The sequence below is a fragment of the Streptomyces sp. NPDC096311 genome (genome assembly GCF_044763085.1).
In the GTDB taxonomy this organism is placed as follows: Bacteria; Actinomycetota; Actinomycetes; order Streptomycetales; family Streptomycetaceae; genus Streptomyces.
In genome coordinates, this window is sequence record NZ_JBIWFN010000037.1 from 20,593 (window position 1) to 42,265 (window position 21,673).

20 protein-coding genes and 2 pseudogenes are annotated in these 21,673 nt (G+C 67.8%); 11 read left to right on the forward strand and 11 right to left on the reverse strand.

All coding sequences use genetic code 11. From position 1 onward, the window contains the following. Positions 1-211: 211 nt before the first annotated feature. A complete protein-coding gene (locus ACIRA5_RS50405; RefSeq protein WP_403704534.1) occupies positions 212-1,405 on the reverse strand; it encodes an RNA-guided endonuclease InsQ/TnpB family protein in 1,194 nt (397 codons plus the stop codon). Between the two features lie 154 nt (positions 1,406-1,559). On the opposite strand from ACIRA5_RS50405, the gene ACIRA5_RS50410 reads away from it, so the two are divergent. Continuing rightward, complete coding sequence (locus tag ACIRA5_RS50410) at positions 1,560-3,443, forward strand: LamG-like jellyroll fold domain-containing protein (protein WP_403704537.1); 1,884 nt, start codon at positions 1,560-1,562, stop codon at positions 3,441-3,443. Positions 3,444-3,648: 205 nt separating this feature from the next. Here ACIRA5_RS50410 and ACIRA5_RS50415 read toward each other — a convergent pair whose 3' ends face one another. The 3 genes from ACIRA5_RS50415 to ACIRA5_RS50425 all read right to left on the reverse strand — a co-directional run bounded on the left by ACIRA5_RS50415 (position 3,649) and on the right by ACIRA5_RS50425 (position 6,269). After that, the gene (locus ACIRA5_RS50415) at positions 3,649-4,200 is read right to left on the reverse strand and encodes a transposase (protein WP_403704539.1); all 552 of its coding nucleotides are present in this window, start codon (positions 4,198-4,200) and stop codon (positions 3,649-3,651) included. A 487-nt stretch (positions 4,201-4,687) separates the two neighbouring features. Further along, positions 4,688-5,530: an NmrA family NAD(P)-binding protein gene (locus tag ACIRA5_RS50420; protein ID WP_403704542.1), complete on the reverse strand. Its 843-nt coding sequence runs from the start codon at positions 5,528-5,530 to the stop codon at positions 4,688-4,690. 22 nt (positions 5,531-5,552) lie between these two features. Then, positions 5,553-6,269 carry an SDR family NAD(P)-dependent oxidoreductase gene (locus ACIRA5_RS50425; RefSeq protein ID WP_403704545.1) on the reverse strand — a complete coding sequence of 239 codons (717 nt, stop codon included), beginning with the start codon at positions 6,267-6,269 and terminating at the stop codon, positions 5,553-5,555. 88 nt (positions 6,270-6,357) lie between these two features. On the opposite strand from ACIRA5_RS50425, the gene ACIRA5_RS50430 reads away from it, so the two are divergent. Both ACIRA5_RS50430 and ACIRA5_RS50435 read left to right on the forward strand, forming a co-directional pair. Continuing rightward, a complete protein-coding gene (locus tag ACIRA5_RS50430; protein WP_403704548.1) occupies positions 6,358-6,987 on the forward strand; it encodes a TetR/AcrR family transcriptional regulator in 630 nt (209 codons plus the stop codon). A gap of 429 nt (positions 6,988-7,416) precedes the next feature. Continuing rightward, positions 7,417-7,857: a MarR family winged helix-turn-helix transcriptional regulator gene (locus tag ACIRA5_RS50435; protein WP_403704551.1), complete on the forward strand. Its 441-nt coding sequence runs from the start codon at positions 7,417-7,419 to the stop codon at positions 7,855-7,857. A 253-nt stretch (positions 7,858-8,110) separates the two neighbouring features. Here ACIRA5_RS50435 and ACIRA5_RS50440 read toward each other — a convergent pair whose 3' ends face one another. The 4 genes and pseudogenes from ACIRA5_RS50440 to ACIRA5_RS50455 form a co-directional block, all read right to left on the reverse strand. Then, complete coding sequence (locus tag ACIRA5_RS50440) at positions 8,111-8,830, reverse strand: alpha/beta fold hydrolase (RefSeq protein ID WP_403704554.1); 720 nt, start codon at positions 8,828-8,830, stop codon at positions 8,111-8,113. Between the two features lie 151 nt (positions 8,831-8,981). Further along, a pseudogene (locus ACIRA5_RS50445) lies at positions 8,982-9,766 on the reverse strand (NADP-dependent phosphogluconate dehydrogenase); the annotation flags it as partial. A gap of 168 nt (positions 9,767-9,934) precedes the next feature. Then, positions 9,935-10,585, reverse strand: coding sequence for a hemerythrin domain-containing protein (locus ACIRA5_RS50450; RefSeq protein ID WP_403704624.1), 651 nt, complete (start codon positions 10,583-10,585; stop codon positions 9,935-9,937). A gap of 2 nt (positions 10,586-10,587) precedes the next feature. Next, entirely contained in the window at positions 10,588-11,469 is an 882-nt protein-coding gene (locus ACIRA5_RS50455) for an NAD(P)H-binding protein (RefSeq protein WP_403704556.1), read from the reverse strand. 472 nt (positions 11,470-11,941) lie between these two features. On the opposite strand from ACIRA5_RS50455, the gene ACIRA5_RS50460 reads away from it, so the two are divergent. The 4 genes from ACIRA5_RS50460 (at position 11,942) to ACIRA5_RS50475 (ending at position 14,163) form a co-directional block, all read left to right on the forward strand. Next, positions 11,942-12,082, forward strand: a complete 141-nt coding sequence (locus ACIRA5_RS50460) for a hypothetical protein (protein ID WP_403704559.1) — start codon at positions 11,942-11,944, stop codon at positions 12,080-12,082. A gap of 26 nt (positions 12,083-12,108) precedes the next feature. Further along, the gene (locus ACIRA5_RS50465) at positions 12,109-12,489 is read left to right on the forward strand and encodes a hypothetical protein (protein WP_403704562.1); all 381 of its coding nucleotides are present in this window, start codon (positions 12,109-12,111) and stop codon (positions 12,487-12,489) included. After that, positions 12,486-13,118: an NAD(P)-dependent oxidoreductase gene (locus tag ACIRA5_RS50470; RefSeq protein WP_403704565.1), complete on the forward strand. Its 633-nt coding sequence runs from the start codon at positions 12,486-12,488 to the stop codon at positions 13,116-13,118. The genes ACIRA5_RS50465 and ACIRA5_RS50470 overlap by 4 nt, the downstream gene beginning before the upstream one ends. Positions 13,119-13,212: 94 nt before the next feature. After that, complete coding sequence (locus ACIRA5_RS50475) at positions 13,213-14,163, forward strand: MsnO8 family LLM class oxidoreductase (RefSeq protein WP_403704626.1); 951 nt, start codon at positions 13,213-13,215, stop codon at positions 14,161-14,163. Positions 14,164-14,357: 194 nt separating this feature from the next. Here ACIRA5_RS50475 and ACIRA5_RS50480 read toward each other — a convergent pair whose 3' ends face one another. Both ACIRA5_RS50480 and ACIRA5_RS50485 read right to left on the reverse strand, forming a co-directional pair. Beyond that, complete coding sequence (locus ACIRA5_RS50480; protein ID WP_403704568.1) at positions 14,358-14,879, reverse strand: hypothetical protein; 522 nt, start codon at positions 14,877-14,879, stop codon at positions 14,358-14,360. 178 nt (positions 14,880-15,057) lie between these two features. Then, on the reverse strand, positions 15,058-15,540 hold the full coding sequence (locus ACIRA5_RS50485) for an Imm21 family immunity protein (RefSeq protein ID WP_403704571.1): 483 nt from the start codon (positions 15,538-15,540) through the stop codon (positions 15,058-15,060). Between the two features lie 377 nt (positions 15,541-15,917). Here ACIRA5_RS50485 and ACIRA5_RS50490 point away from each other — a divergent pair, with 377 nt between their 5' ends. Continuing rightward, the gene (locus ACIRA5_RS50490) at positions 15,918-16,769 is read left to right on the forward strand and encodes a class I SAM-dependent methyltransferase (protein ID WP_403704574.1); all 852 of its coding nucleotides are present in this window, start codon (positions 15,918-15,920) and stop codon (positions 16,767-16,769) included. 136 nt (positions 16,770-16,905) lie between these two features. Here the strand turns inward: ACIRA5_RS50490 and ACIRA5_RS50495 are convergent. Then, positions 16,906-17,031: pseudogene (locus tag ACIRA5_RS50495) on the reverse strand (transcriptional regulator); the annotation flags it as partial. 850 nt (positions 17,032-17,881) lie between these two features. Between ACIRA5_RS50495 and ACIRA5_RS50500 the strand changes: the two are divergent. The 3 genes from ACIRA5_RS50500 (at position 17,882) to ACIRA5_RS50510 (ending at position 21,673) form a co-directional block, all read left to right on the forward strand. Then, positions 17,882-18,982, forward strand: a complete 1,101-nt coding sequence (locus ACIRA5_RS50500) for a zinc ribbon domain-containing protein (protein ID WP_403704576.1) — start codon at positions 17,882-17,884, stop codon at positions 18,980-18,982. A gap of 397 nt (positions 18,983-19,379) precedes the next feature. Further along, positions 19,380-20,321, forward strand: coding sequence for an ABC transporter ATP-binding protein (locus ACIRA5_RS50505; RefSeq protein ID WP_403704579.1), 942 nt, complete (start codon positions 19,380-19,382; stop codon positions 20,319-20,321). Further along, the gene (locus ACIRA5_RS50510; protein ID WP_403704581.1) at positions 20,318-21,673 is read left to right on the forward strand and encodes an ABC transporter permease; all 1,356 of its coding nucleotides are present in this window, start codon (positions 20,318-20,320) and stop codon (positions 21,671-21,673) included. Before ACIRA5_RS50505 ends, ACIRA5_RS50510 begins: the two co-directional genes overlap by 4 nt.

The window sequence follows — 21,673 nt, forward strand, 5'->3', positions numbered from 1 at the left end:
AGCGGGCCGGGACGGCGCACGCGAGCTGTTCTTCCCACAGCGCACCCCGCCTCGCACCGCGGCGACGGAAGCCAAACGTGCGGCGAACAGAATTCGGCGTTCAGCTACCTGTCACCACGTGGCCACGGCCGCTCAGGACTGTGCCTTGCGAGCCCAACGTTTCTCATCTGGAGGGCACTTGACTTCTCCCCCTCCTGAAGGAGGGGGATTCTTACGGCTCGCGCCGTGAGGGTTTCTGCTTCGTTGCCGACTGCCTGTCCGGAGTACTCCGTTGAGGTCTTACGCCAGCTCCACAGACTGTCACCGCCAGCCCGGCGGCCAGAAGGTTGTGCGCCGCGTTCACGTCGCGGTCGTGGGTCATGCCGCAGTCGCACGTCCACGTGCGCACGTTCAGCGGCATCGTGTCCTGCACGGTGCCGCAGGCGGAGCACAGCCTGGAGGAGGGCCACCACCGGTCCACCGCGATCACCTCGCGCCCGTACCACTGGGCTTTGTACTCCAGCATGCTCCTGAACTCGCTCCACGCCGCGTCACTGATGGCGCGGGCAAGCCGGCGGTTCTTGACCATGTTGCGCACGGTCAGGTCCTCGATCACGATCGTTTGGTTTTCACGAACGAGCCGAGTGGTCAGCTTGTGCAACGTGTCGCGGCGCCGGTCAGCGATCCGCGCGTGGATCTTCGCGACCTTCAGCCGGGCCTTCCTGCGGTTGGCGCCGTCGCCCCTGGCCTTGCGGGCAAGGTTGCGCTGAGCCTTGGCGAGGCGGGTGCGGTCCCGGCGCTCGTGCCGGGGGTTGGCGATCTTCTCCCCGGTGGAGAGGGTCAGCAGGTGGTCCAGGCCGACATCGACACCGACGGCCTGACCGGTGGCCGGGAGCGGCTTGACGGACGGGTCCTCGCACAGCAGGGACACGAACCAGCGTCCCGCGCTGTCCTGCGAGAGGGTCACGGTGGACGGCTTCGCTCCCTCGGGCAGCGGGCGCGACCACACGAGGGCCAGCGGCTCGGTCATCTTCGCCAGTGTCAGCGCTCCGTCACGGAAGCGGAATGCGCTGGTGGTGTACTCCGCACTCCTGCGCGACTTCTTCCGCGACTTGAAACGCGGGTACTCCGCCCGCTTGCCGAAGAAGTGGGTGAACGCCGTCTGCAAATGCCGCAGACACTGCTGGAGCGGAACCGAGGACACCTCGTTCAGGTAGGCCAGCTCCCCGGTCTTCTTCCACGCCGTCAGCATGGCCGAGGTCTGGTGGTAGTTGACCCGTTCCTGCCGCGTCCATGCCTCGGTCCGGGCGGCGAGCGCCAGGTTGTAGACCTTCCGCACGCACCCGAACGTGCGCGACAGCTCGGCTGCCTGCGCATCCGTCGGATGGAAGCGGTACCGATACGCCCGCTTCACGTGAGTGCCCACAACTCACAATTGTCGCATCAACTTGCGACCACCTGCGGGTAGTTGGTCGCGAACGACGATCCGCCCTGGCGGCGGATCGTCCTTCCCTGCCCTGCTCCGCAGGAGTCCGTTTTCCTCTCCGCCCTGAAGGGCGGAGTATCCATGGAGGGATCAGATGAGCACAGCAGGGCACCACAACCGGCTGGACAGACGCGCACTGCTGCAGGCCGCGGTCGCCATACCCGCGGTCGGCGCGGTGGCGACCGTATTCGAGGCGACCCCGGCACACGCCGACCCGGCAGCCCACAGCGGCGGCCGGTCCCCCTTCGACACCGAGAGCCCCCGCTTCGCGCTGGCCGTCCTGCCCGACACGCAATACCTCTTCGACGCCGACAGCTCCGACCCGGCACCCCTGCGCGCCACGTTCCGCTACCTCGCCGCGGAGCGGGAGGAGGTGAACATCGCCTTCATGACGCACCTCGGTGACGTCACGGAACACGGCACCGAGCAGGAGATCGCACTCGCCGCCGACACCTTCAGGACCATCCACGGCAAGGTGCCCTACAGCGTCCTGGCGGGGAACCACGACATTCGCTCCTCCACGGACGACCAGCGCGGCGACTCTGCCTACCTCGCGGCGTTCGGGCCCCAGCGCTACGCCTCGATGCCGACCTTCCGTGGTGCCTCTCCCGACGGCTACAACAGCTACCACGTACTGCGTGCGGCGGGCCGGGAATGGCTGGTCCTCGCACTCGACTGGCGGGTGTCGGACAACGGACTGCGCTGGGCGCAGGGGGTGCTCGACGCGCACCCCACGCTGCCCGCCGTCCTCACCACGCACGACCTCGCCTGGTCGGACGACGACGGCGCGGCGCAGCTGTCGGACCACGGGAGGCGGCTGTGGGACGGTCTCATCCGTGGCAACGACCAGATCTTCCTCGCGCTGGGAGGCCACTACTGGCCGCCCGGGCGCACTGTGTTGACCAACGACGCCGACAACGATGTCCACGTCCACATCACCAACTACCAGGACCGCTACTACGGCGGCGCCGGGATGATCCGCCTGTACGGCTTCGACCTGGTCCGCAAGGTCATCGACGTCGAGACCTTCTCGCCGTGGTTCCTCGCCCGCGACCCGCACAAGCGGGCGCCGTTGGAGGCGGAGACGATCGAACTGACCGGCCCCACCGACCGGTTCAGCCTGAGTGTCGACTTCGACGAGCGTTTCAAGGGCTTCGCCCCGGCCGCCCCGCCGAAGCCGCGTCCGGCATCCGCCGTGATGCCCCGCGGCACGGTCGCGTACTGGCGCTTCGACGCCTCCGGGACGGCTGCGGCCGGATCGCCGGGCGCCACCGTGGCCGACGGAGCGGTCGTGCGCGACCTCACGGGCAACGGCAACCATCTGACCGTGAGCCGTCTGCACTCCAGCGGACCCGATGCGCTCACCTGGTCGGCGGATCACCACCTGGGCCAGCCGGCGCACGCCAGCCTCCGCTTCGACGGCGGCAAGAGCCCGGACCGCGGTGCCGTGCTGACGACCGCCGCGGGCGCCGCCCTCAACAGTGAGAAGTTCACCGGCGGCTACACCATCGAGACGTACCTCATGCTGCCCGAGCCGTTCGAGGGCGACCACAGCTGGATGGGCATCCTCAGCTGGGAGGGCCGCAACGGAGACGCGGGCAAGACCACGGGCTGGTCCCCGCTGGAGCCCACCTGCAGCCTCAACCTGTCGCCCGAGAGGTTCCTCCAGTTCGTCGTCTATCCCTACAAGCAGGACGCGGACCCCACGTCGTGGAGCCACGCCGTGCCCGTCGGCCGGTGGATGCACATCGCACTCGTCAACGACGGCCGCCGGACGGTGATGTACGTGGACGGCTCGAAGATCGCCCGTAATCCGTCGCAGCCGTCGACCGGCATCACCACGCTCGGCAAGCCCTTCATCATCGGCGCCACACAGTTCGACGAGCAGTTCGGGCAGGGCTTCTACGGATGGATCGGCGACACCCGCATCGTGAACAGGGCCCTGGCCACCCGGGACTTCCTGACCCCCTTCGAGTGAGCGGCGCACTTCCGCACAGGTGACGGCGCGGGGACCTGAACAAGCGGCTTGCGCACCCGGCGCCCGCGGGTCCACCGCGGCGCCGGACGGGCCTGCCGGGATGACTTCCGCCGGATGAGCGCAGATGCCACACATACTGATCGGGGCATGACTGCGGCCTTGGCTGCCGTCGAGCCGGCGGGGAAGAGCTTGCCGTGAACTTTGATCAGCACCCCAGTTGTCCGTGTGCTGGACGTCCGTCCGGTTGTTCCGTGCTCAGCTCCTGCTTGGGGCGCCACAGCCGGGCCATCACCGGCAGGCACACCGGCCGGGCCACGAAGGGCAGGTCGACGACGAGGCCGAGCACCACGAAGCAGGTCCCGCGCCCGACACCCCGGGGTCCGGTGGCCGCGCCGTCGTGCTGCCACGCCGCACCGAACACTTTCTTCCCGCGCCGCTTGAACAGTGTGTCGTCCACCGCCACCGTCAACACCGCGCCTGCGGGCAGGAGTTGACACACGACCAGGTGGGACAGGGAGATGCCCAGCAGGTCAGGGTTCCAGCTCGCGCGGGAGAAGAAGGCGTGGGCACGGTCGTGGGACCAGGTGCGGTTCAACCCCGCGCCAGTGAGCATGCCGGTCACCGTGCACCGGCCGGTCTGCGCGATCAGGCCCGTGACCAGCGCGGCGAAGGTAGTGAAAGTCGGCGTGGTGAAACAGCCCCGCAGGAACGTCAGCACCGCCAGCAGCGAAGCGGGTACGGTCGTGTCCGGAAGCATCGGCGGGTCCCTCACAGCAGGCGACATAAGCACCGCCGATGCTTCTCTGGTGCCCCACCCCGCGCCGCCAGATCAGGCCCCCAGCACCCACCCGAGCGACCCCACGACGATCAACGAAAACTTTGAAAGTCGAGAGAGGCTTGTTGGGAGTCCGCATGTGGGGGACTTGCATGTTCTTTGCGAGCTTGACGCTCGTGCGGATGAACGGGAATGCGCTCGGCGCAAGACGGCGCGCTGTGGCGACGGCGTCGTGGTCGAAAGCGAGTCGAGAAACTCGGCTGGATCCAGCAGCCACCGCCGGGCATCTGCCGCGGCATGCTGCCCGGGCTCGGTACCATGACGTGCTGATGGCGCGATTGGCCACTGCTCATGGTGACCGGCTTCATCAAGCGTTGGTCACTATCTGCCTTGCTCTCATCCGTTGGCGGCGACCCCGCGGCGGTCCCCACATGAACGCGTGCCTGAAGACGGCCGATAGAGGCTGGTGTCAACGTTCAGTGAATGCTGCGATGTGGTCGGTGATGAAGGTGCGCAGCGAGCGCGGCGCGGCGCCGGTGATCGCTGCGACCTCGTCTGACAGCCATGCTGCGTCGCCCTCGGCGATCAGTCCAAAGGCCTGGGCGTTGGAGGTCGCGATTGTTTCCGGTACGCCGGCCCGGACCATCGCCGCGAGGTGTTCGGTGGGCGTGCTCTGGCGATATTCGACTGTGTACCCGAGCGCGTCGGATAGTTCCTTGGCGACGTCGTTGTAGGTGATCAGCTCCGGGCCGGTCAGCCAGTACGCGCGGTCGGCGTGCACCGTCGGCTCGGTGGCCACCTTTGCGGCGGTGGCGGCGACGTCGCGGGCGTCGATCATGCCGACTTGGCCGTCGCCGGCGGACATCAGGAATCCACGCGACTGTTTGATCGTCGGCGCCAGGGCCAGGAGATTTTGCATGTAGGCGTTCGACCGCAGCAGTGTGTAGGAGAGCCCGGAGGCCTCCAGATACGCCTCGATCTGCGCCTGTCCGCGACGGCGCTCGACCGGGGAATCGGCAGACGCCTTGCTCGTGATCTTGACGATGTGCCGTACGCCCTGCCGCACAGCGCTGGCGATGACCGCGATTTCCTGGGCGGGCACGGCCGGGCTGGCCAGGATGACGGTCGCGATGCCGCGCATGGCCGCATCCAGCGTGTCCGGGCGGTCGAAGTCACCGATGGCGATCTCGACGTCGGCGCGCGGCGCGCGGGATGCATCGCGCACCAGCGCCCTGATGGGCTGGCGCTGCGCGCCGAGCAGGCGGGTAGCTTCGGAACCGACCTTCCCGGACGCGCCGGTTACTAGAATCATGATGTTCTCCCTCGTTATAGATTCAGAGTGCGGAGACGCGTCCGGCGTCGACGGCGAGGACCGCGCCGGTGATCGGTCGAGCTTGCTCGCCGGCGAGGTAGGCGATCACGTGGGCGACCTCGTCCGGCTCGTTCGCCCGCCCCAGGGGGCTGGCGGCAGCGAGGGTGTCGAGCATCTCGCCCATGGACTTGGTGACCTCGGTGCGGCTCGGCCCGAGCGCGACGGCGTTGACGCGCACACCGGCCGGACCGTATTCGGTCGCCCACGACCGGGTCAGCGCCTCGAGGGCTGCCTTGCTCGCTCCGTATGCGGCCATGCCCGCAGCGCCGCGGGCGGCGACCATCGTCGAGACGTTCACGATCGCCCCGTGCCCGCGTGCGGCCATCTTCGGAGCGAGTGCGGCGGTGAGGAAGAACGGTCCGCGGAAATTGACCGCGACCATCGCCTCGAAGCCCGCCTCGGTGGTCTGCGCGCTCGGACCCAACTCCCAGTAGCCAGCGTTGTTGACCAGCACGTCCACGTCGCCGGCCTCGGCGGCTAGGCGCTGCACGTCTCTGAGCGAGGCCAGGTCGGCGCGGATGAATAGGCCCTTGGTCTTGGCCGCGACCTTTCGGCCGCGCTCCTCGTCACGGCCAGTGATGATCACGTGCGCGCCTTGGCGGGCGAACAGTTGCGCCGCCGCTCGGCCAATACCCGAGGTTCCGCCGGTGATCAGGACGGTTGTGGGTTCGGAAGTCATGGCTGCCCTCCGCTTAGATTGATTGGATTGTTCGATCCAATCTAGGGGGCTAAAATTGGATCGTCAAATCCAGTTTCAGGGGTGAGCGATGGCAACACAGATGGCGCGGCAGGACGCGCCGAGTACCAAGAAGGGCCGCGCGACCCGCGACCGGATCATCGCGGCGGCAGCAGATCTCATGTATCAGCACGGAGCGGCCGGCATGAGCACCCCGGCACTACGGGATGCTGCCGGAGTCAGCTCCTCGCAGATCTACCACTACTTCGCCGACAAGGACGATCTCACCCGAGCTGTCATCGCGTTCCAGACGGAGGCGATCCTCGCGAATCAGGCCCCGTTGCTGGCCCGGCTCGACAGCATCGATGCCCTGCGGGCATGGCGTGACGTCGTCGTCGACGTCGCACGGCAGCAGCACGGCGCCGGCGGCTGCCCGCTGGGCAGCCTGTCCAGCGAACTGTCCGACCACCACACCTGGGCCCGCGACGCCCTGGCCTCGAGTTTTACCGCGTGGGCTGCGGTGATTCGCGAGGGGCTGCTCGGCATGCTCGCTAAAGGTGCCTTGCGCCCGCAGGCCGACGCCGACCGGCTCGCCCTCGCACTCTTGGCGGCCGTCCAGGGCGGACTTCTCCTCGCCCAGGCCCAGCGCACCACCGACGCGTTGGAGGCCGCCATCGACACCGTGATCGCCCAGATCCCCAATCAAGCAGCGCCGCGCTAGACGAATCCCGCAATGCTGTCCCCTTTTGTCGGGAGTTCAAGTCTGCGACTGCAGCCCGTCCATGATCTGTCGAACCCGGACCAGGGCAGCGGCGGCAGAAGGCCGCTGGCGCGGCTACGTTCGTTCAGCGGGCAGTCGCCTTTGCGCTCGGCAATGTTGATCGGGGCCGGACCGTCCCCTGTTCGGACGCGACTTCGAGGCCGGCGTGCCGAAGGTGAAGTGGTGCGGCGGTATCGCAAACCGACCGGCGAATCAGGGTTCATGGCTATGTGCTATCGACGCTGCCCTATACGTACTATAGTAATGATGCCTGACTAGTTTGCGTGATGCGTGATGGCCCGACGTCCGTGCGGGATCAGAGGCCGACGGCGGCGTTGCCATAGGGTGTGAAGCTGGTGTTACTGGGCGAGCGACGGAGCCAAGGGCGGCATGGACGACGGGCAACAGGTTGATCTAGGGGTGTCGTTGTTCATCTCGTACCGGTACACCGAGGACCGGCTCTTCCGGGCCCTGCAGGATGCCGGGTTCGACGACTGGACGCTCGCCCAGTGCCGAGTCTTCCAGCGCATCGCGCCGAACGGCTCGCGCCTCAAAGACCTCGCCGACCAGGCGCAAATAACCAAGCAAAGTGCCAGCGTGATGGTCGACCAGCTCGAACACCTGGGCTACGTCCGCCGGATCCCCGACCCCACGGACGGCCGTGCCCGGCTGATTGTGATCGAGGAACGCGGCCGGCGTGCGGTCGAGGTGGCCATGGCCACGCTCGATGAGATCTACGCGGAGTGGAAGACCTACCTCGGCACCCGCAACTTCACGTTGCTGCACCAGATTCTCGATCAACTCCGCGAGATCACCGACCCCTACGCTTGATGGCCCAGACCCCGCGCAGCCCCAGCCGCCGTGGCCGACGCCGGCAGGCCGGAACTCTTCTGCCATAGTCGGATCTGTTGACTCATTTCATCAATGATCCTGACGATACTCCGGCGTGGACGGGTGATTGCCACAATCCACGGTGCTGGACGAGCCGCACCTGCCACCACGCGGCAAGCGCGGCCACGACCTGGACCTGACCCACGAATACCACCGCGTCGCCTGACCGGCATTGATGGACTTCGTGGCCTCTTCATGCCGAGAGCAGCGCCTCAGCCACCGTGTCCGGTGTGGTCAGCATGGTCATGTGAGTGCCCGGTATCACCAGCGGGTCGACGCCGAGCCGCGCCGCGAACTCGGTGCCGGGCCGGGCCAGGGCGCTGTCGTCGGCGCATAGCACGTATGCCGCGTCCACTCCGATCTCCGTGACTCGCGGCAGGTCGAGGCTGCCGGTCATATAGCCGCCCGGCTGTGGCAGCAGCAGTCGGCTCACGAGTTCCTGGAGTGGCGCGGGGTCTCCCGGCATGAGCACAGTTTGAACCGCGTCGAGGTCGAGTGGGACGGTGGCATCGGGGGTGGCCTTGATGGCCTGCCGGATCATCTCGCCGTATTGCTCGTTCTCGTCGAGCATCGACGTGCCCCGCCCGGGAACCACCGCGCTGAAGTAGATCACCTTCGTGACGCGGCCCACCAGCTGGTGGGCGGCTCCGGTGGCCGGGTATCCGCCCCAGCTGTGGCAGGCCAGGACCACATCGGACAGGTTGCGGCGCTCGACCTCACTCACCACGTAGTCCACAGCGTCGGCCAGTTCGAGCCCTGGTGGCGAGCCGTCGTACGACAGTCCGGGCAGGGTCAGCGCCAGAGCCCGATGACCGCGCTCGATCAGCGCGCGGGCCACCGGCTGCCAACTCCAGCCTCCCAGCCATGCCCCGGGAATCAGGACGAACGTCTGCACGCGCTTGCCGTCGGTCATGTCAGATCTCTTCTCTTCTGGTCAAAGACGTGAGCTGGGTGGTGTGGGAAGTGGTGGAGGATCTGTATCTCGCGCGCCATGCCGTGGCAGGGAGTTCGGGACCGGTCGCAGTCCCGGCCGATGCCCTTCATCAGGGGATCGTGCCCGGTCGTTATGCGGTGTGCTGCTTGCGGTCCCCGGACCAGGAGACATGGAAGGCGCCGGGCCGGTCGGTGCGCTGGTAGGTGTGCGCGCCGAAGTTGTCGCGCTGTCCCTGGATGGGCGCTGCTGGCAGTCGCTCGGCGCGCAGCGCGTCATAGTAGGCGAGTGATGAGGAGAACGCCGGGGTCGGCACGCCCGCCTGGACGGCGGCCGACACCACCCGCCGCCACGCTGCCCCCCCGCCCTTGATCGCGTCGGCGAGTAGGGTGCCACCAGGAGCGAGGGCAGTTCGGGGTCGGCATCGTATGCCTGGTGCACGCAGTCGAGGAACCGGGCGCGGATGATGCACCCGCCGCGCCAGATGCTCGCCATCGCCCCGCGGTCCACGTTCCATCCGAAGGCCTCGGAGCCGGCTTTGATCTGGTCGAAGCCTTGCGCGTAGGCGACGACCTTCGAGGAGTAGAGCGCCTTGCGGACGTCTTCCACGAATGCGTCGCGATCGCCCATGTTCAACTCGCCGATGCCGGTGCCGAACACCGCGCGGGCCGGGCCGCGCTGCTCGGCGTGGCCGAGGAGCGAACGCGCGAAGGTGGCCTTGGCGATGCCGGTGATCGGAACGCCGAGATCGAGCGCGCTCTGCACCGTCCAACGGCCGGTGCCCTTCTGCTCTGCCTGGTCGAGTACGACGTCGACGAAGTCCTTGCCGCTGTCCGGATCGATGTGGGCGAGCACGTCGGCAGTGGTCTTGACGAGGAACGATTCCAGATCACCCTTGTTCCAAGTTGGCCATGTTTCCGTCTCAGTTCTCGTAGTGCCGCTCGATCAGAGGCGGCGGGAAATGCTTTGCCGCGAGCAGGTTCCGCGGTGCCCGCGTCGCGTTCCGCACGACGCGACGCGGCTTCGACTCCGCCGCACCGGCCTTGGCCCGTCGCCCGTGGGTGTGGTGTTCGGGTCGCGGGTCGGTCAGCCGCGGATCGCGGTGGTTTCGCGGGTGAACTGGCGGTGGCCGATCAGCTTGTAGGCCAGACGGGCTGGGGCCGGAATGACCTGCATGAACTTCTGCCGTTCGGCGTCACTGGCCTCCTCGGTGATGTGGCCGAGGATGACCAGCCGCCGCGTGAGCGGAATCGCGCTCATGCCGTGCTTGGCGAGCGCGTCCCATTCGCTTTGCGTCACAGTGACGGAGACGATCGGGAGCAGCTTCTCCTCCTCCTCAGCCAGGTGGGCGATCAATGTCGGCATCGTGGTTTCGACGCGGGTCGCCATCCGCTCGCCGGCGGCGGCGTCAGCGCTCGCGGTCCACGCCGGCAGTTCCGCGTCGAGAGCTTTGACTGTGTCGTCGACCTGCATGTGCTGCGCATCCATCCGGTCCATCAGCTCCGGGTCGAGCGTGGCTCGCTCGCGCAGCAGGGGAAAGAGCAGTTCGTCCTCGCCGGTGTGGTGCGTGTGGAGGAAGTCCAACATCTCGCGGGCGTGCGCGCCGATGATCTTGGACCGGGTCCGGTCATCGGCCGCGGAGCGGAACAGCCGGGGCAGCTGACCGAACTCGCGCCGGAGGACGCGGTGGATCAGAACCATCTCGTGGGTGTCGACGGGGGTTCCGGAGGCGCTCATCGTCACTCCTCGATGGTTGTGGCGTCGTGGACGGCCTCGGGCGTGGGGAACTCGGCGCGGTGGGCCTTGGCCCAGTCGGTGAAGCTGTGTGCCGGGCGGCCGGTGACTGCGGTGACATCGCCTGTCGGCTCGGAGTTGTACGGCTCCATGGTGGAGCGGAACAGCTCGGTGACGGCCTGCGCCTGCTCCTCGGGCATGCCGTAGGACACCATCTGCGCGACCATGCCGGCCGGGTCGGCTTCGACGTAGCGCAGGTCGCGCCACAGCACCTCGCCGAGGAGTGCCACCTGGTCGGCGGGGCTGAGCGGTTCGGGGCCGGTGAGCTCGTAGACACGGTGGTTGTGGCCGTCCTGGGTGAGGCAGACCGCGGCGACCGCTGCGATGTCCGCCGGGTCGACGACAGCGGCCCGGCCAGCGGCGAACGGGGCGTACACGTCCTGACCGGCTGCGATCATCCCCGCCCAGTTGAGCGCGTTGGACATGAACGCGGTGGGACGCAGGAACGTCCACCCGATGCCGCTGTCGCGGATCGCTTCCTCGCCGGCCCGGTGCAAGGTGGTGATCGGGTCGGCGCCGTCGTGTCCGACGTTGCGCACGGAAAGCTTGACGATCCGCTCCACGCCCGCTCGCTGTGCCGCAGCCACGAGCCGGCGATCGTGTGCGGCGATGTTGAGCCCGTGGGTTATCGAGAAGACCGCGTGCACACCGTCCAGCACGGGTGCCAGCTCGCTGTCGCCGAGATCGGCGACGACCTTCTGGGCGCCGTCGGGGAAGACCGCGCCAGGATCGCGGGTGAGGACCCGCAGGTTACCGGCCTGGGCGGGGAGCAACGCTTTGATGGCTTCCGAACCGACAGTGCCGGTGGCGCCGGTGATCAAAATCATGAGTTCTGGTCCTTTTCTCTCAGTCCTCTGGATGTGAGCAGTCTTTGGATCGCACCGCCCGCCCATTCATCGGGGCATTCATCCAACTAGTCAGCTTTCATGACTACAATAGTCATACATCCGAACTGATGGCAACAGCGGCGGGTGCGAGGTCACCGAGGAGCAGGTGGCGCGTGCGGGACGCAGGGTGCGCGGCGCCCCGCACGCGCCCCGCGGTCGAGTCGGCGGCGTTGGCGCGGTGTGTGGACCCCGAGGGAATCAGGCGGGCAGTGGAACTGGCGGCGGTATGGACGGCCAACAGTCGAGTCCATCCAGGGGTGTCGCTGTTCATCCCATGCCGGTCCGTTGAGGACTGGATTGTCCGGGCCTGCAGAAGGCTGGGCTCGATGACTGGACCGTCGCCCAGTGCCGGGTGTTCCAACGCATCGCCTCGGACCGTTCGCGCCTCACAGATCTCGCTGACCAGGTGCGAATGGCCAAACAGGACGCGGGCGTACTGGCCGATCAACTTGATCGCCTGAGGCATGTGCACAGGGTTCCCAGCCCCACGGATGGCAGCGCCCAGATGATCGTGATCGCGCAAAACGGCCGCCGCGTGGTCGAGGTGGCCTAGGCGGCACTCGACGCGATCCTCTCCGAATGGAACACCTGCCGGGCTACCTGCAACGTCACGTCGAGATCACCGACCCCTACGTGTGCCAGACCTGGCCCACCCAACCGCCGCACCCGCTTCCTGCTGGCACGGAGCACCAGAGCGACAGGCACTGGCAGGCTTTCGACTCCGGTTTGACATCGTCAGCTAAGCTGACTACATTCGTAAATGATCCTGACGATATTCCGGCGATGGCCGGGCGGCTGCAGCGATGTGCAGGCCCCATGCGCCGGACCGTTGCTGCACAGGCCGCCGCCAGCAGAGACAAGGCTGGCTCCGACAAAGCATGGGCGGGAACTGGGCCCCTGCCGCTCGGCCGCAACACCGGCACACCCATTCGTCCTTCATTAGAGAGGGAAGTACCGTGAAGTTTCTTGTCCTTGGAGCAACCGGGCGCACCGGGGTCCTCTTCGTCAAGAAGGCGCTCGACGAGGGACACCAGGTCACTGCCCTCGTCAGGCGGGCCGGTTCCTCCGTCGACCCACGCGCTCAAATCGTCACCGGTGACGTCACCGACGCCGCCGTGATCGCGAAGGCGGCCCAGGGCCACGACGCGATCATTAGCACGCTCGGGGTGAAGAAGGCCAGCGAGACCCCGACGCTGATCACCGACATGGTCCGTGCGGTCATCGCGTCCGCGAAGACCTCTGGCGTCGACCGTTTCGTCGTGCTGTCCGCGTTCGGAGTCGGCGATTCCCTTGCCAAGGCCTCGTTCCTCGTGGGCCCTCTCTTCCGAACCGTGCTCCGGAAAACCTACGCAGACAAGGCTGCCTCGGAAGTGCTCTTGAAGGCCAGCGGTCTGAAGTGGACCCTCGAATATCCCGGTGCGCTGAACAACGGTGACAGCACGCGCTACAGCACCGCTGTGCTCGAGGACGTCAAGAAGACGCCGATCTTCCCCTCGACCTCTCGCACAAACGTCGCCGACTTCCTCCTCCGCTGTGCCGTCGGAAACACCTTCATCCGTCAGATCGCAGTAGTCCTCGACGCCAAGTAGGTCACCGATGCAGGCCCAAGAAACCCTGATCGCCGGCGCCGCCGCTCGGGCCGATCGCGAGGGCGAAATACCGCTTTCGGCACTGGAATTGGCGATGATCCAGGCGGGCGGTCGGCCCGCGGATGCCCTGCGCGAGACCGTAGATTTCGCACAGGAGCTGGAGGGGCTGGGTTACCGCCGGATCTGGTATGCCGAGCATCATCACTCGCTCTCGGTCGGCGCGTTCCCTCCGGCCGTGCTGACAGCTCACTCCGCGCCTTCCACTTCGGCCATCCGTCTCGGTTCCGGTGGGGTGCTGGCTCCGAACCATGCGCCGATCTCGCTGGCCGAGCACTTCGGGACGCTGGCCGCGCTGCACCCGGGCCGGATCGACATGGGGATCGGCCGTGGGCCCGGCACATTCGACGAGGCCACCGCAAGGGCCCTGCGTCGCGGAGCCGGCCCGGCGACGGATGCGGAATACCGGCAAGACGTGGCAGCGATCCTGTCTTCGCTGGTCGATGAGATCGTCGGGGACGCCCTGCCGGAGCCCTGGTTGCTGGCGTCCAGCGCTGCAGGCGCAGCTCTCGCTGCGGAGCTCGGCCTGCCGATCGCCTTCGCACACCACATCCGGCCGCAGAACACTGCCGAGGCGCTGAAGCGGTACCGGGCGGCGTTCATCCCTTCCCGCTGGTGTGAGCGGCCCCGGGTTCTGGTGTCCGTGTTGGCCGTGTGCGCCGAGACGGAAGAAGAATCCGCGTGGCAAGCCGGCCCGCTCATGGTGTTCATGGACGCTGTCTTCAAGGGAACCGCGGACGCTCATCCCTTTTGCACTCCTGCCGACGCGGCCGCCCATCCGTTCACCGAGGAGGAGCGAGATGTCCTGGCCGATTTTCGGACACGGCAGGCTGTCGGAGCTCCCGAGAACGTCGCGCGGCGCCTTGCGCAGCTGGCCACCGAGAGTGGAGCGGACGAACTGATGCTGTGGACTCCGATCCACGACCTCGGCGCCCGCGTTCGCTCTTACGAACTCATCAAGAAGCGCTTCACCGCCACGAGCGCCTGACTCTTTCCCGCCCGGGGGGCGAACGCGATCGTTCGCCCGCCCAATGCCGCTGCCCGCACCGGTAGCCGAGCCCGGCAAAGGTCGTGATCGCTATCTGAGATCAGTTATCCACGTGACGGTCAACGACCCGCTCACCGCTTGCTCGACGTTGTGAACGGTCCGCTGCGACCAGCGCCTCTTCGCTGTCGCCATCGCTAGTTCGTCGACGGCGAGATCGTGGGCAAGCTGTACCAGCCGCTGGCAGCGGTCGGTCTCTTCCTCGGCCGCGTCGTCAAGTTTGTCGCCCCTTTTCGCCTCGCCGTCACGATGCGGCCGTCGACGATGGCCCACAGGTCGATCTCGAGATCGGTCTCGCCTTGCCGGCGCACGATGACCTCGGGCATGTGCGGCAGCGAACGGGCGGGCGTGGCCAGGCTGTTCAGGGCGAGGATGGGGACGTGGATGTTGTTGTCGAGCCCGAGGTACACGATCTCGTCCAGGCTGTAGAACCCTTCGGGCTCGTGTGCGTTGCTGGTCCAGGCGTCTGCGGTGATCGTGTTGTGCTGTCGGCAGCGTGTACACCGGTAGCCGGGGCCAGTGTCGGCGAGGTGGTAGAAGGAGGAGTCGGCACACAGCCTGCACCGCAGAACTACCCCGCGGTGAGCGATCCCGCGGTCCAGGAAGCGATCAAGCAGCTCGCGTATCTGCGGCACCTCCATGCCGGTGAGCTGTGTCAACGGCCTTGAAGTGCTCCCCACCTGCAGACCTCGAACGCCGCACGGTTCACCACAACGCTCCTACGCCCACTAGCTCAGACAGGCCCACGGATCAGGAATCCGAGCCGTCCAGCAGGCATGGGCCGCAGCCAGCGCAGCCTGATCACCCAAACCTGCCAGAACGCCGAAAGTCGAGGGGTCAGGCCAGCTCGACAAATCGGTGGACGCGAAAGGACGTCAGCTGGTCGGGTTCGATGCTTGCCGAGTCCACCCGGTAGCGGCCAGCGGCGAGTTCGAGAGCGGTGCTGTCCGTGAGTGTCCCGACCTCGGTGCCGAAGTAGGCGGCATCGAACATCACGAGCTCGCCAGTGGTGCTCAGTACAGGTCCTTCCTCCCACTCGGCGGTGGGAAGCCCAGCCCGGATGAAGTCGGCGACACCATCCTCGCTCTCCGCGTAGCACCAGCGGACGAGGACTCGATACTCAGGAAGGTAGGCGGTGGAGAGAGGTTCGTCCCCAAGGACCAGCGCCTCAACTCCGTCAGGCAGTGCGAGGACTCCAACGAAATCCATCACCTCGCAAGCCCGGTCGTAGTCGCCCTCCGTTCCCGACCAGTGCGCCAGCGCGGTGCGTGGAACCACGATGAACGGGCCGCCCTCCGTCTTCAGCCACGTCAAAGACATGCCGCCTCCACCTTCAGGATCTCAGTTCCGTCGCGACAGCGTATGTGCCAGGTCGGACAGGGCTCATGCCTGTGGTGGTTGAGGTGCGCGGTGACGGGCCCAGGGTCGTGACCATCCCCTGCATTCGAACGCCACCGTCACCCTCCGCGACCGCTCCCCAAGAGCTGTGCCAGAACCGAGTCCTGACACCGGTTGTCGATCGGCGGCGACACCGCCCGTTGTTGGCCGGAGCCGCATTTGTTGGCCGTCAAGGGGAAGGCGCCTGTTCTTGACCGTCATGACCAGTGCGGCGAGTGTGCGCGCATGACCAGCTGGCCGCGCATGAACCTGGCTCCACTCATCAGCTCCCCTTGGAATCGATCATCTAGGCTGGCGCGGTGACTGATGAGCAGGAGCGGGTGCAGCCGTCGGGAGTGTGGGCCACGGCGGTGGGGGTGGCCAGGGTGCGGGCGCTGGAGACCGAGCGGGAGAACGCGCTGTTCCGCGACCCACTGGCACAGTCCTTCGCCACCGTCGGCGGCCTGGGGCCCTCCTCGCCGCCGCTGCCCGATGACGAGGCCGCGCGCCGCCGCCGGGTGGCCGTGTCGTTCTCCATCGTCATCAGGACGAAGTTCCTCGACGACCTGTTGCAGCAGGCCGCCGCGTCCGGGGTCCGGCAGGTCGTGCTGCTCGGCGCCGGCATGGACAGCCGGGCCTTCCGGATGGACTGGCCCGAGGGCACCCGGCTCTTCGAGGTCGACACCGCCGCCCCACTGGACTTCAAGGCTTCGGTGCTGCGCCAGGAGCGGGCCGTCGCACGCTGCGAGCGGCTCACCGTCGCGGTGGATCTGCGTGAGGACTGGCCAGGCGCGCTGGCCGCCGCAGGGCACGACCCGGCGGTGCCGACCGTGTGGATCGCCGAAGGACTGCTGATCTATCTGCCCGAGGACGCGGTGGAACTGCTGCTGGCCCGGATCAGCGCGCAGTCGGCGGCAGGCAGTTGGATGGGGCTGACGTTGGGCTCGCGCGGAGTGATCGAGCGCTTCGGCGCGGACGCCGTGCCAGGATCGGCGGCGTCCATGTGGGTCTCGGAGATGCCCGACGACCCGGTGGGCTGGCTGGCCGGGCACGGCTGGGAGGCCAGCAGCCACACCCTGCGCGAGCGCGCTGCCGCCTACGGCCGCCCGATCAGCACCCCGCCGCAGCGCGAGGAGCGGCCCGGCGGACTGATCTCGGCGGTCCGCCGGTAGAGCACCTCCCGGTTCCCCACCGAGGACGTAAGCACCTGACCGGTGTCAGTTCTCATCGACATTTTCCGGCCCTGTGATCATCAAGTGCTGCCCGGACTCGGTGATAAACGGTGTCGCACGACAGTTACGAAGCCACCCGCAGTTCGACCGGGCGCCTGGGACCCTCGCGCAGTGCCCAAAGCACCACGGCGTTCCAGGTGTTGGAGAGCAGGTCGAAGGCGAGGCGGGCACGGCAGTCGGCGAGGAAGGCGTCGGTCGTCACGCGCGTCGGCTGCGTGCCCGGGCCCGCGCAGGCGATGCACGCCGTGGTCTTCAGGCCGGAGCGGCCGCTGTGGCCGCCCTCGTCGTGGTGGCCGTGGTCGGTGACGACGTTTGACCCTGCTTCTTGAGCGCAAGCCCGGGCGTTCACGCCCGGGTTAGCTCATCCGTGCGTCGGAGCCGCGCAGCGGCGGAGTTCGCTTCGCCGCTTCCGCTCGACGGCCGGTTGTCAGTGGTGTGTCGTAGCCTTCAACTTGCTTGCCTGGTGGGCAGTTCGCAGCCTCGTGGTGTCGGTTGCGGCGTCTGCCGTTGCCGGGACTGTGGGCGTGGGAAATCGATGAGGGGGTGTGGCAGTGTCTGAGAGCGAAGAGGCGGAGAAGAAGGTTCCTCCGGCGGTTGCCGCACGCCTCGCGTCGATGAAAGCTCGGAAGGAATCAGGTCTCGTCGGCCGCACTGCGATCGTCCCTGTCTGGCTGAACCGCGCAGACCATCTGCGCGCCCATGACGCGTGCCATACGGCGGCCTGTCTGTGGAATCGGTCGGTGGCTTGGCTGCGAGGGCAGTGGGAGGCGGGCGAAACCCCGGGCAAGGAGGACGTCCGCCGGTTCGTCACCTCACTTCCTGCCGAGGACCGTCCTTTCCACGCTCACACCGCACAAGCGGTCGCGTACGACCTGTGGGATGCGGTTGCCACGTCGCGGGCGAACCGTACTCGCGGGACCAAAGCACGGGCGCCGTGGCGGGAGAAGAAGTACCGGCCGCTGTCGTTCACAGCGAAGTTCGGTTGGCGGGTCACTCCCGAGGGACGGCTTGCCCTGTCCCTCGGCCGTGGCCGCGGGCGGATTGTGCTGCCAATGCCGGAGGTCATGCTTCGCAACGGCCAATCGGTTCCCCCGAAGGACTGGGGTGAGATACGCCTGTGCTGGGACCGCAACGCCAGGTCGTGGTTCCTGCACATTTCCTACGCCGCCCCAGCTGAGGTCCTGCCCGGGCCGGCTGAAGGCCGGCCGACGGTCACCGTCGCGATCGACGAGGGCATCATCAACCCGATGACGCTCGCCGCGAAGATGCCTGACGACAGCAACAGCATGAAGGTCCTCGTCCTCAACGGACGCCAGGGACGTTCCGCGAAGCGGTACCGCAACAAAGTCGTGGCCCGGCTGACCTCCCGCATGTCCCGGTGCAAGAACGGCTCCCGCAAGCACCGGCGCCTGATGGCGGCGAAGAAGAAGGTCGAGGCGAAGACCGAACGCAGGCTGCACGACTTCGACCACCAGGTCTCCGCGAAGGCCGAGAAGTTCACCCGCGAAGTCCACGAGACGTGGACCGAACACCACCGGGAGAAGTCCGGGACGGACACCGTCGTCGGTGTCCGCCTGGTCGCGGGGGACGTCCGCGGCATCGAGAAGAACACCAACAAGAAAAGGCGGGCCTCACGTTCGACGCGGCAGCAGCTGTCGCAGTGGTCCCGCGGCCGGCAGGAAAACTACCTGCAGTACAAGACCGGCCTGAAACTCGAGCACATCAACGAGGCACATTCCTCGCAGACGTGCCCGAAGTGCAGCACGCGGACGAAAGTCCGCGGCCGCGAGTACGTCTGCAAGCACAAGAGCTGCGGGTTCCGGTGCCACCGGGATGCCGTGGGCGGCGTAAACATTCAGACGCTTGCCGACAACGACGGGACCTTCGTCCCGGACCCAGACCTCCAGGTGGAGGTCACGTATCGCCGGTCCCAGGCCGGCTGGAGCCCGCTCCAGCGGTCACTGCACGCCTACCACCAGGACGTCCTCGGACGCGCTGGCACGGGGGCGTACAGGGAAGAACGGCGTAGCGCCCAGAACCGGGCCACTCACGCAGGCACCACCGTGTCGGGTGTAGCTGTCGACCGCGCTGTCATTTCAGACGACACCACCACCCGTCCGGGTGCTGGCAGGGCATCCGCCCACGCCGCCTGAAGCGCATAAGACAGAAGCCCCGGCCTTCAGGCCGGGGAGGTTCACCGTCCAGTCCTCCTGCGGGTACGTGCCCCGGTCGCGAACCGCCGCGAGCAGGCGGCCGGGGCGGCCGTCGGGGCGTAGGGCCGCGCGTCCCAGCGCTCTGCACCGCACCCCAGGACCTGGCCGCTCTCGTCGGCCTCGCCGGCAGCCGGGCACGCACCGAAGTGCGGGCGACGGTCCTTCGCATGGACCCGGTGCCTTCCGGGGTTGCCCAACTCTGGCTCGATGCTGGCCATTTTGTGCACCCGGACTTGCCGACGCCTTGACGATCCGTTTCCTGCACGTTCAGCCGGCCGTCTGTGCCTGCGTTGTGTGCCGTCCCTAAGGTCCCTGAGTGTTTCGGAAGAAGGGGCTCATGGACACACCTCTCGCAGTCCAGGCTCGCGGGATCACCAAGTGTTTCGGTGACGTCGTGGCACTCGACGGCGTCGATCTGGACGTGGCGCAGGGCCAGATCCACGGCCTGGTCGGACCGAACGGCGCCGGCAAGACGACACTGCTCGGTCTCCTGCTGGGCCTGGCCGTCGCCGACAGCGGCCACCTCGAGATCCTGGGCACGCCGCTCAGGCGCGCGCTCGCCGCTCCCGACGGAGTCGCCGGCTTCGTGGACGGGCCCGGCCTCTACCCCTCGCTCACCGCCCGGCAGAACCTCGCCGCGCTGGCCGCTCTGCGAGGCCACGACGCGCGGACAGCGGGCGTCGACGACGTGCTCGACCAGGTCGGGCTCACCGATGTCGCCGACGACCAGGCCCGCGGCTTCTCCCTCGGCATGCGCCAGCGGCTCGGACTCGCCGCCGCCCTGCTCACCAAACCCCGGCTGCTCGTGCTCGACGAACCCTCCAACGGCCTTGACCCGGCCGGCAAAAAGCACGTACACGGTGTCCTCACCCGGCTCGCCGCGGACGGAACCAGCGTCGTGCTCTCCAGCCACCGCATGGACGACCTCCAGGCGCTGTGCTCCGAGGCCACCATCGTCGCCACCGGACGGGTCGTCTTCTCCGGCCCGCTGAGCAAGCTGGCCGCCGAGAGCCGTGAACTCGACTACCGGCTGCTCACCTCCGACCCCCAGGCCGCCCGCCGGCTGGCCCTCGACACGGCCGCAATCCGCGTCGTCGACGACACCGGGACACGCCACGACACCGAGGCGCTCGTCGTGCGCGCGCCGGTGCCCGTCCTCGACGAACTGGTGGTGCGGCTCGTACAGGCGGGCATCGCGCTGCGCGAGTTCGCCCCCCTGGTGTCGCCGCTCGAAGCCGCGTTCCTCGCCCTCACCGAGCAGAAGGAGACCGGCCGGTGACCGCGACCCTCACCCACGACAGCGCTGCTGAAGTCCGCCGCGTCTCCGTTCCGCGCGCCTACCGCTTCGAGCTGGTCAAACTGGTCTCGCAATGGCGGATCCGCCTGCTGGTCCTCGCCTGCTGGATCGCACCCGCCCTCTTCGTCGCCGCGGTCAGCCAGCAGAGCACACTCCCCTCCGACACCCTCTTCGGCCGCTGGATGCACGCCACCGGGTGGGCCGGAACGCTGGTGATGCTCGGCTTCGCGGGCACCTGGGCGCTCCCGCTGCTGACCTCGGTGGTCGCCGGCGACGTGTTCGCCTCCGAGGACCGGCTCGGCACCTGGCGCCACCTGCTGGTGGCGGTCCGCTCACCCAGGCGGATCTTCGCCGCGAAGGCACTGGCCAGCCTCACCGTCATCCTGCTGCTCGTGGCCGGACTGGCCACATCCAGCACGGCCGGCGGGATCGCCGCGGTCGGCAACCAGCCGCTGGCAGGCCTCGACGGCCACCTGCTGAGCCCGGCGGACGCCGCCGGCAAGGTCCTGCTCGCCTGGATCTGCGTACTCGCACCCACCCTGGCCCTCGCCGCGATCGGACTGCTCGGGTCCGTCACGCTGGGGCGCTCCCCGATGGGGCTGCTGCTGCCCGCGCTCGTGGCGCTCGCGATGCAGCTCGCCCAGATGATGCCGCTGCCCGTCGCGGTACGCCTCGCCCTGCCCAGCTACGCCTTCATCGCCTGGAACGGTCTGTTCACCAGCCCCCTGCAGCTCGGCCCGCTCCTGATCGGCATCGTGGTCAGCCTGCTGTGGGCCGTGACCGCGACCGTGCTGGCCTACGTGCTGTTCCTGCGGCGCGACTTCACCAACCCGACCTACGACGGCTCGGGGCGCCGCGCGGTCACCGCCGCGGGCCTGCCGCTCGCCGGGCTGGTCGCTGTGACGGTCGCGGTGCTCGCCTCGGCGAGCGGGGCCTCGGGCTCCGGGATCGAGCAGGACAAAGTGCAGCGCTCCCTCGCCACGGCGTTCGCCCACCTCTATCGCCTGCAGACCGAGCAGCTCAACCGCCCCGCCGTCACAGAAGCGCAGTTGAAGGCCACGGCGACGTGCGACAAGGGCAGCGTCAAGGTCGCCGCCGAGGGGCCGGGCAACGACTGGCGCTGCGTCGTGTCCTGGCATCTGCCCGGCATCGAGGTCGCGGGGACGGCGATCTACCAGCTCGACCTCACACCTGACGGTCGTTTCATGGCCGACGGCGACGGACCGAAGGAAGTCAACGGCTACTTCCTGGTCCGCACCCCGACCGGGGACGCACCCAACCCGCTGTGGCAGTTCGACGGCAACGTCGACCTGCTCGCCACCCCGAAGGGATGA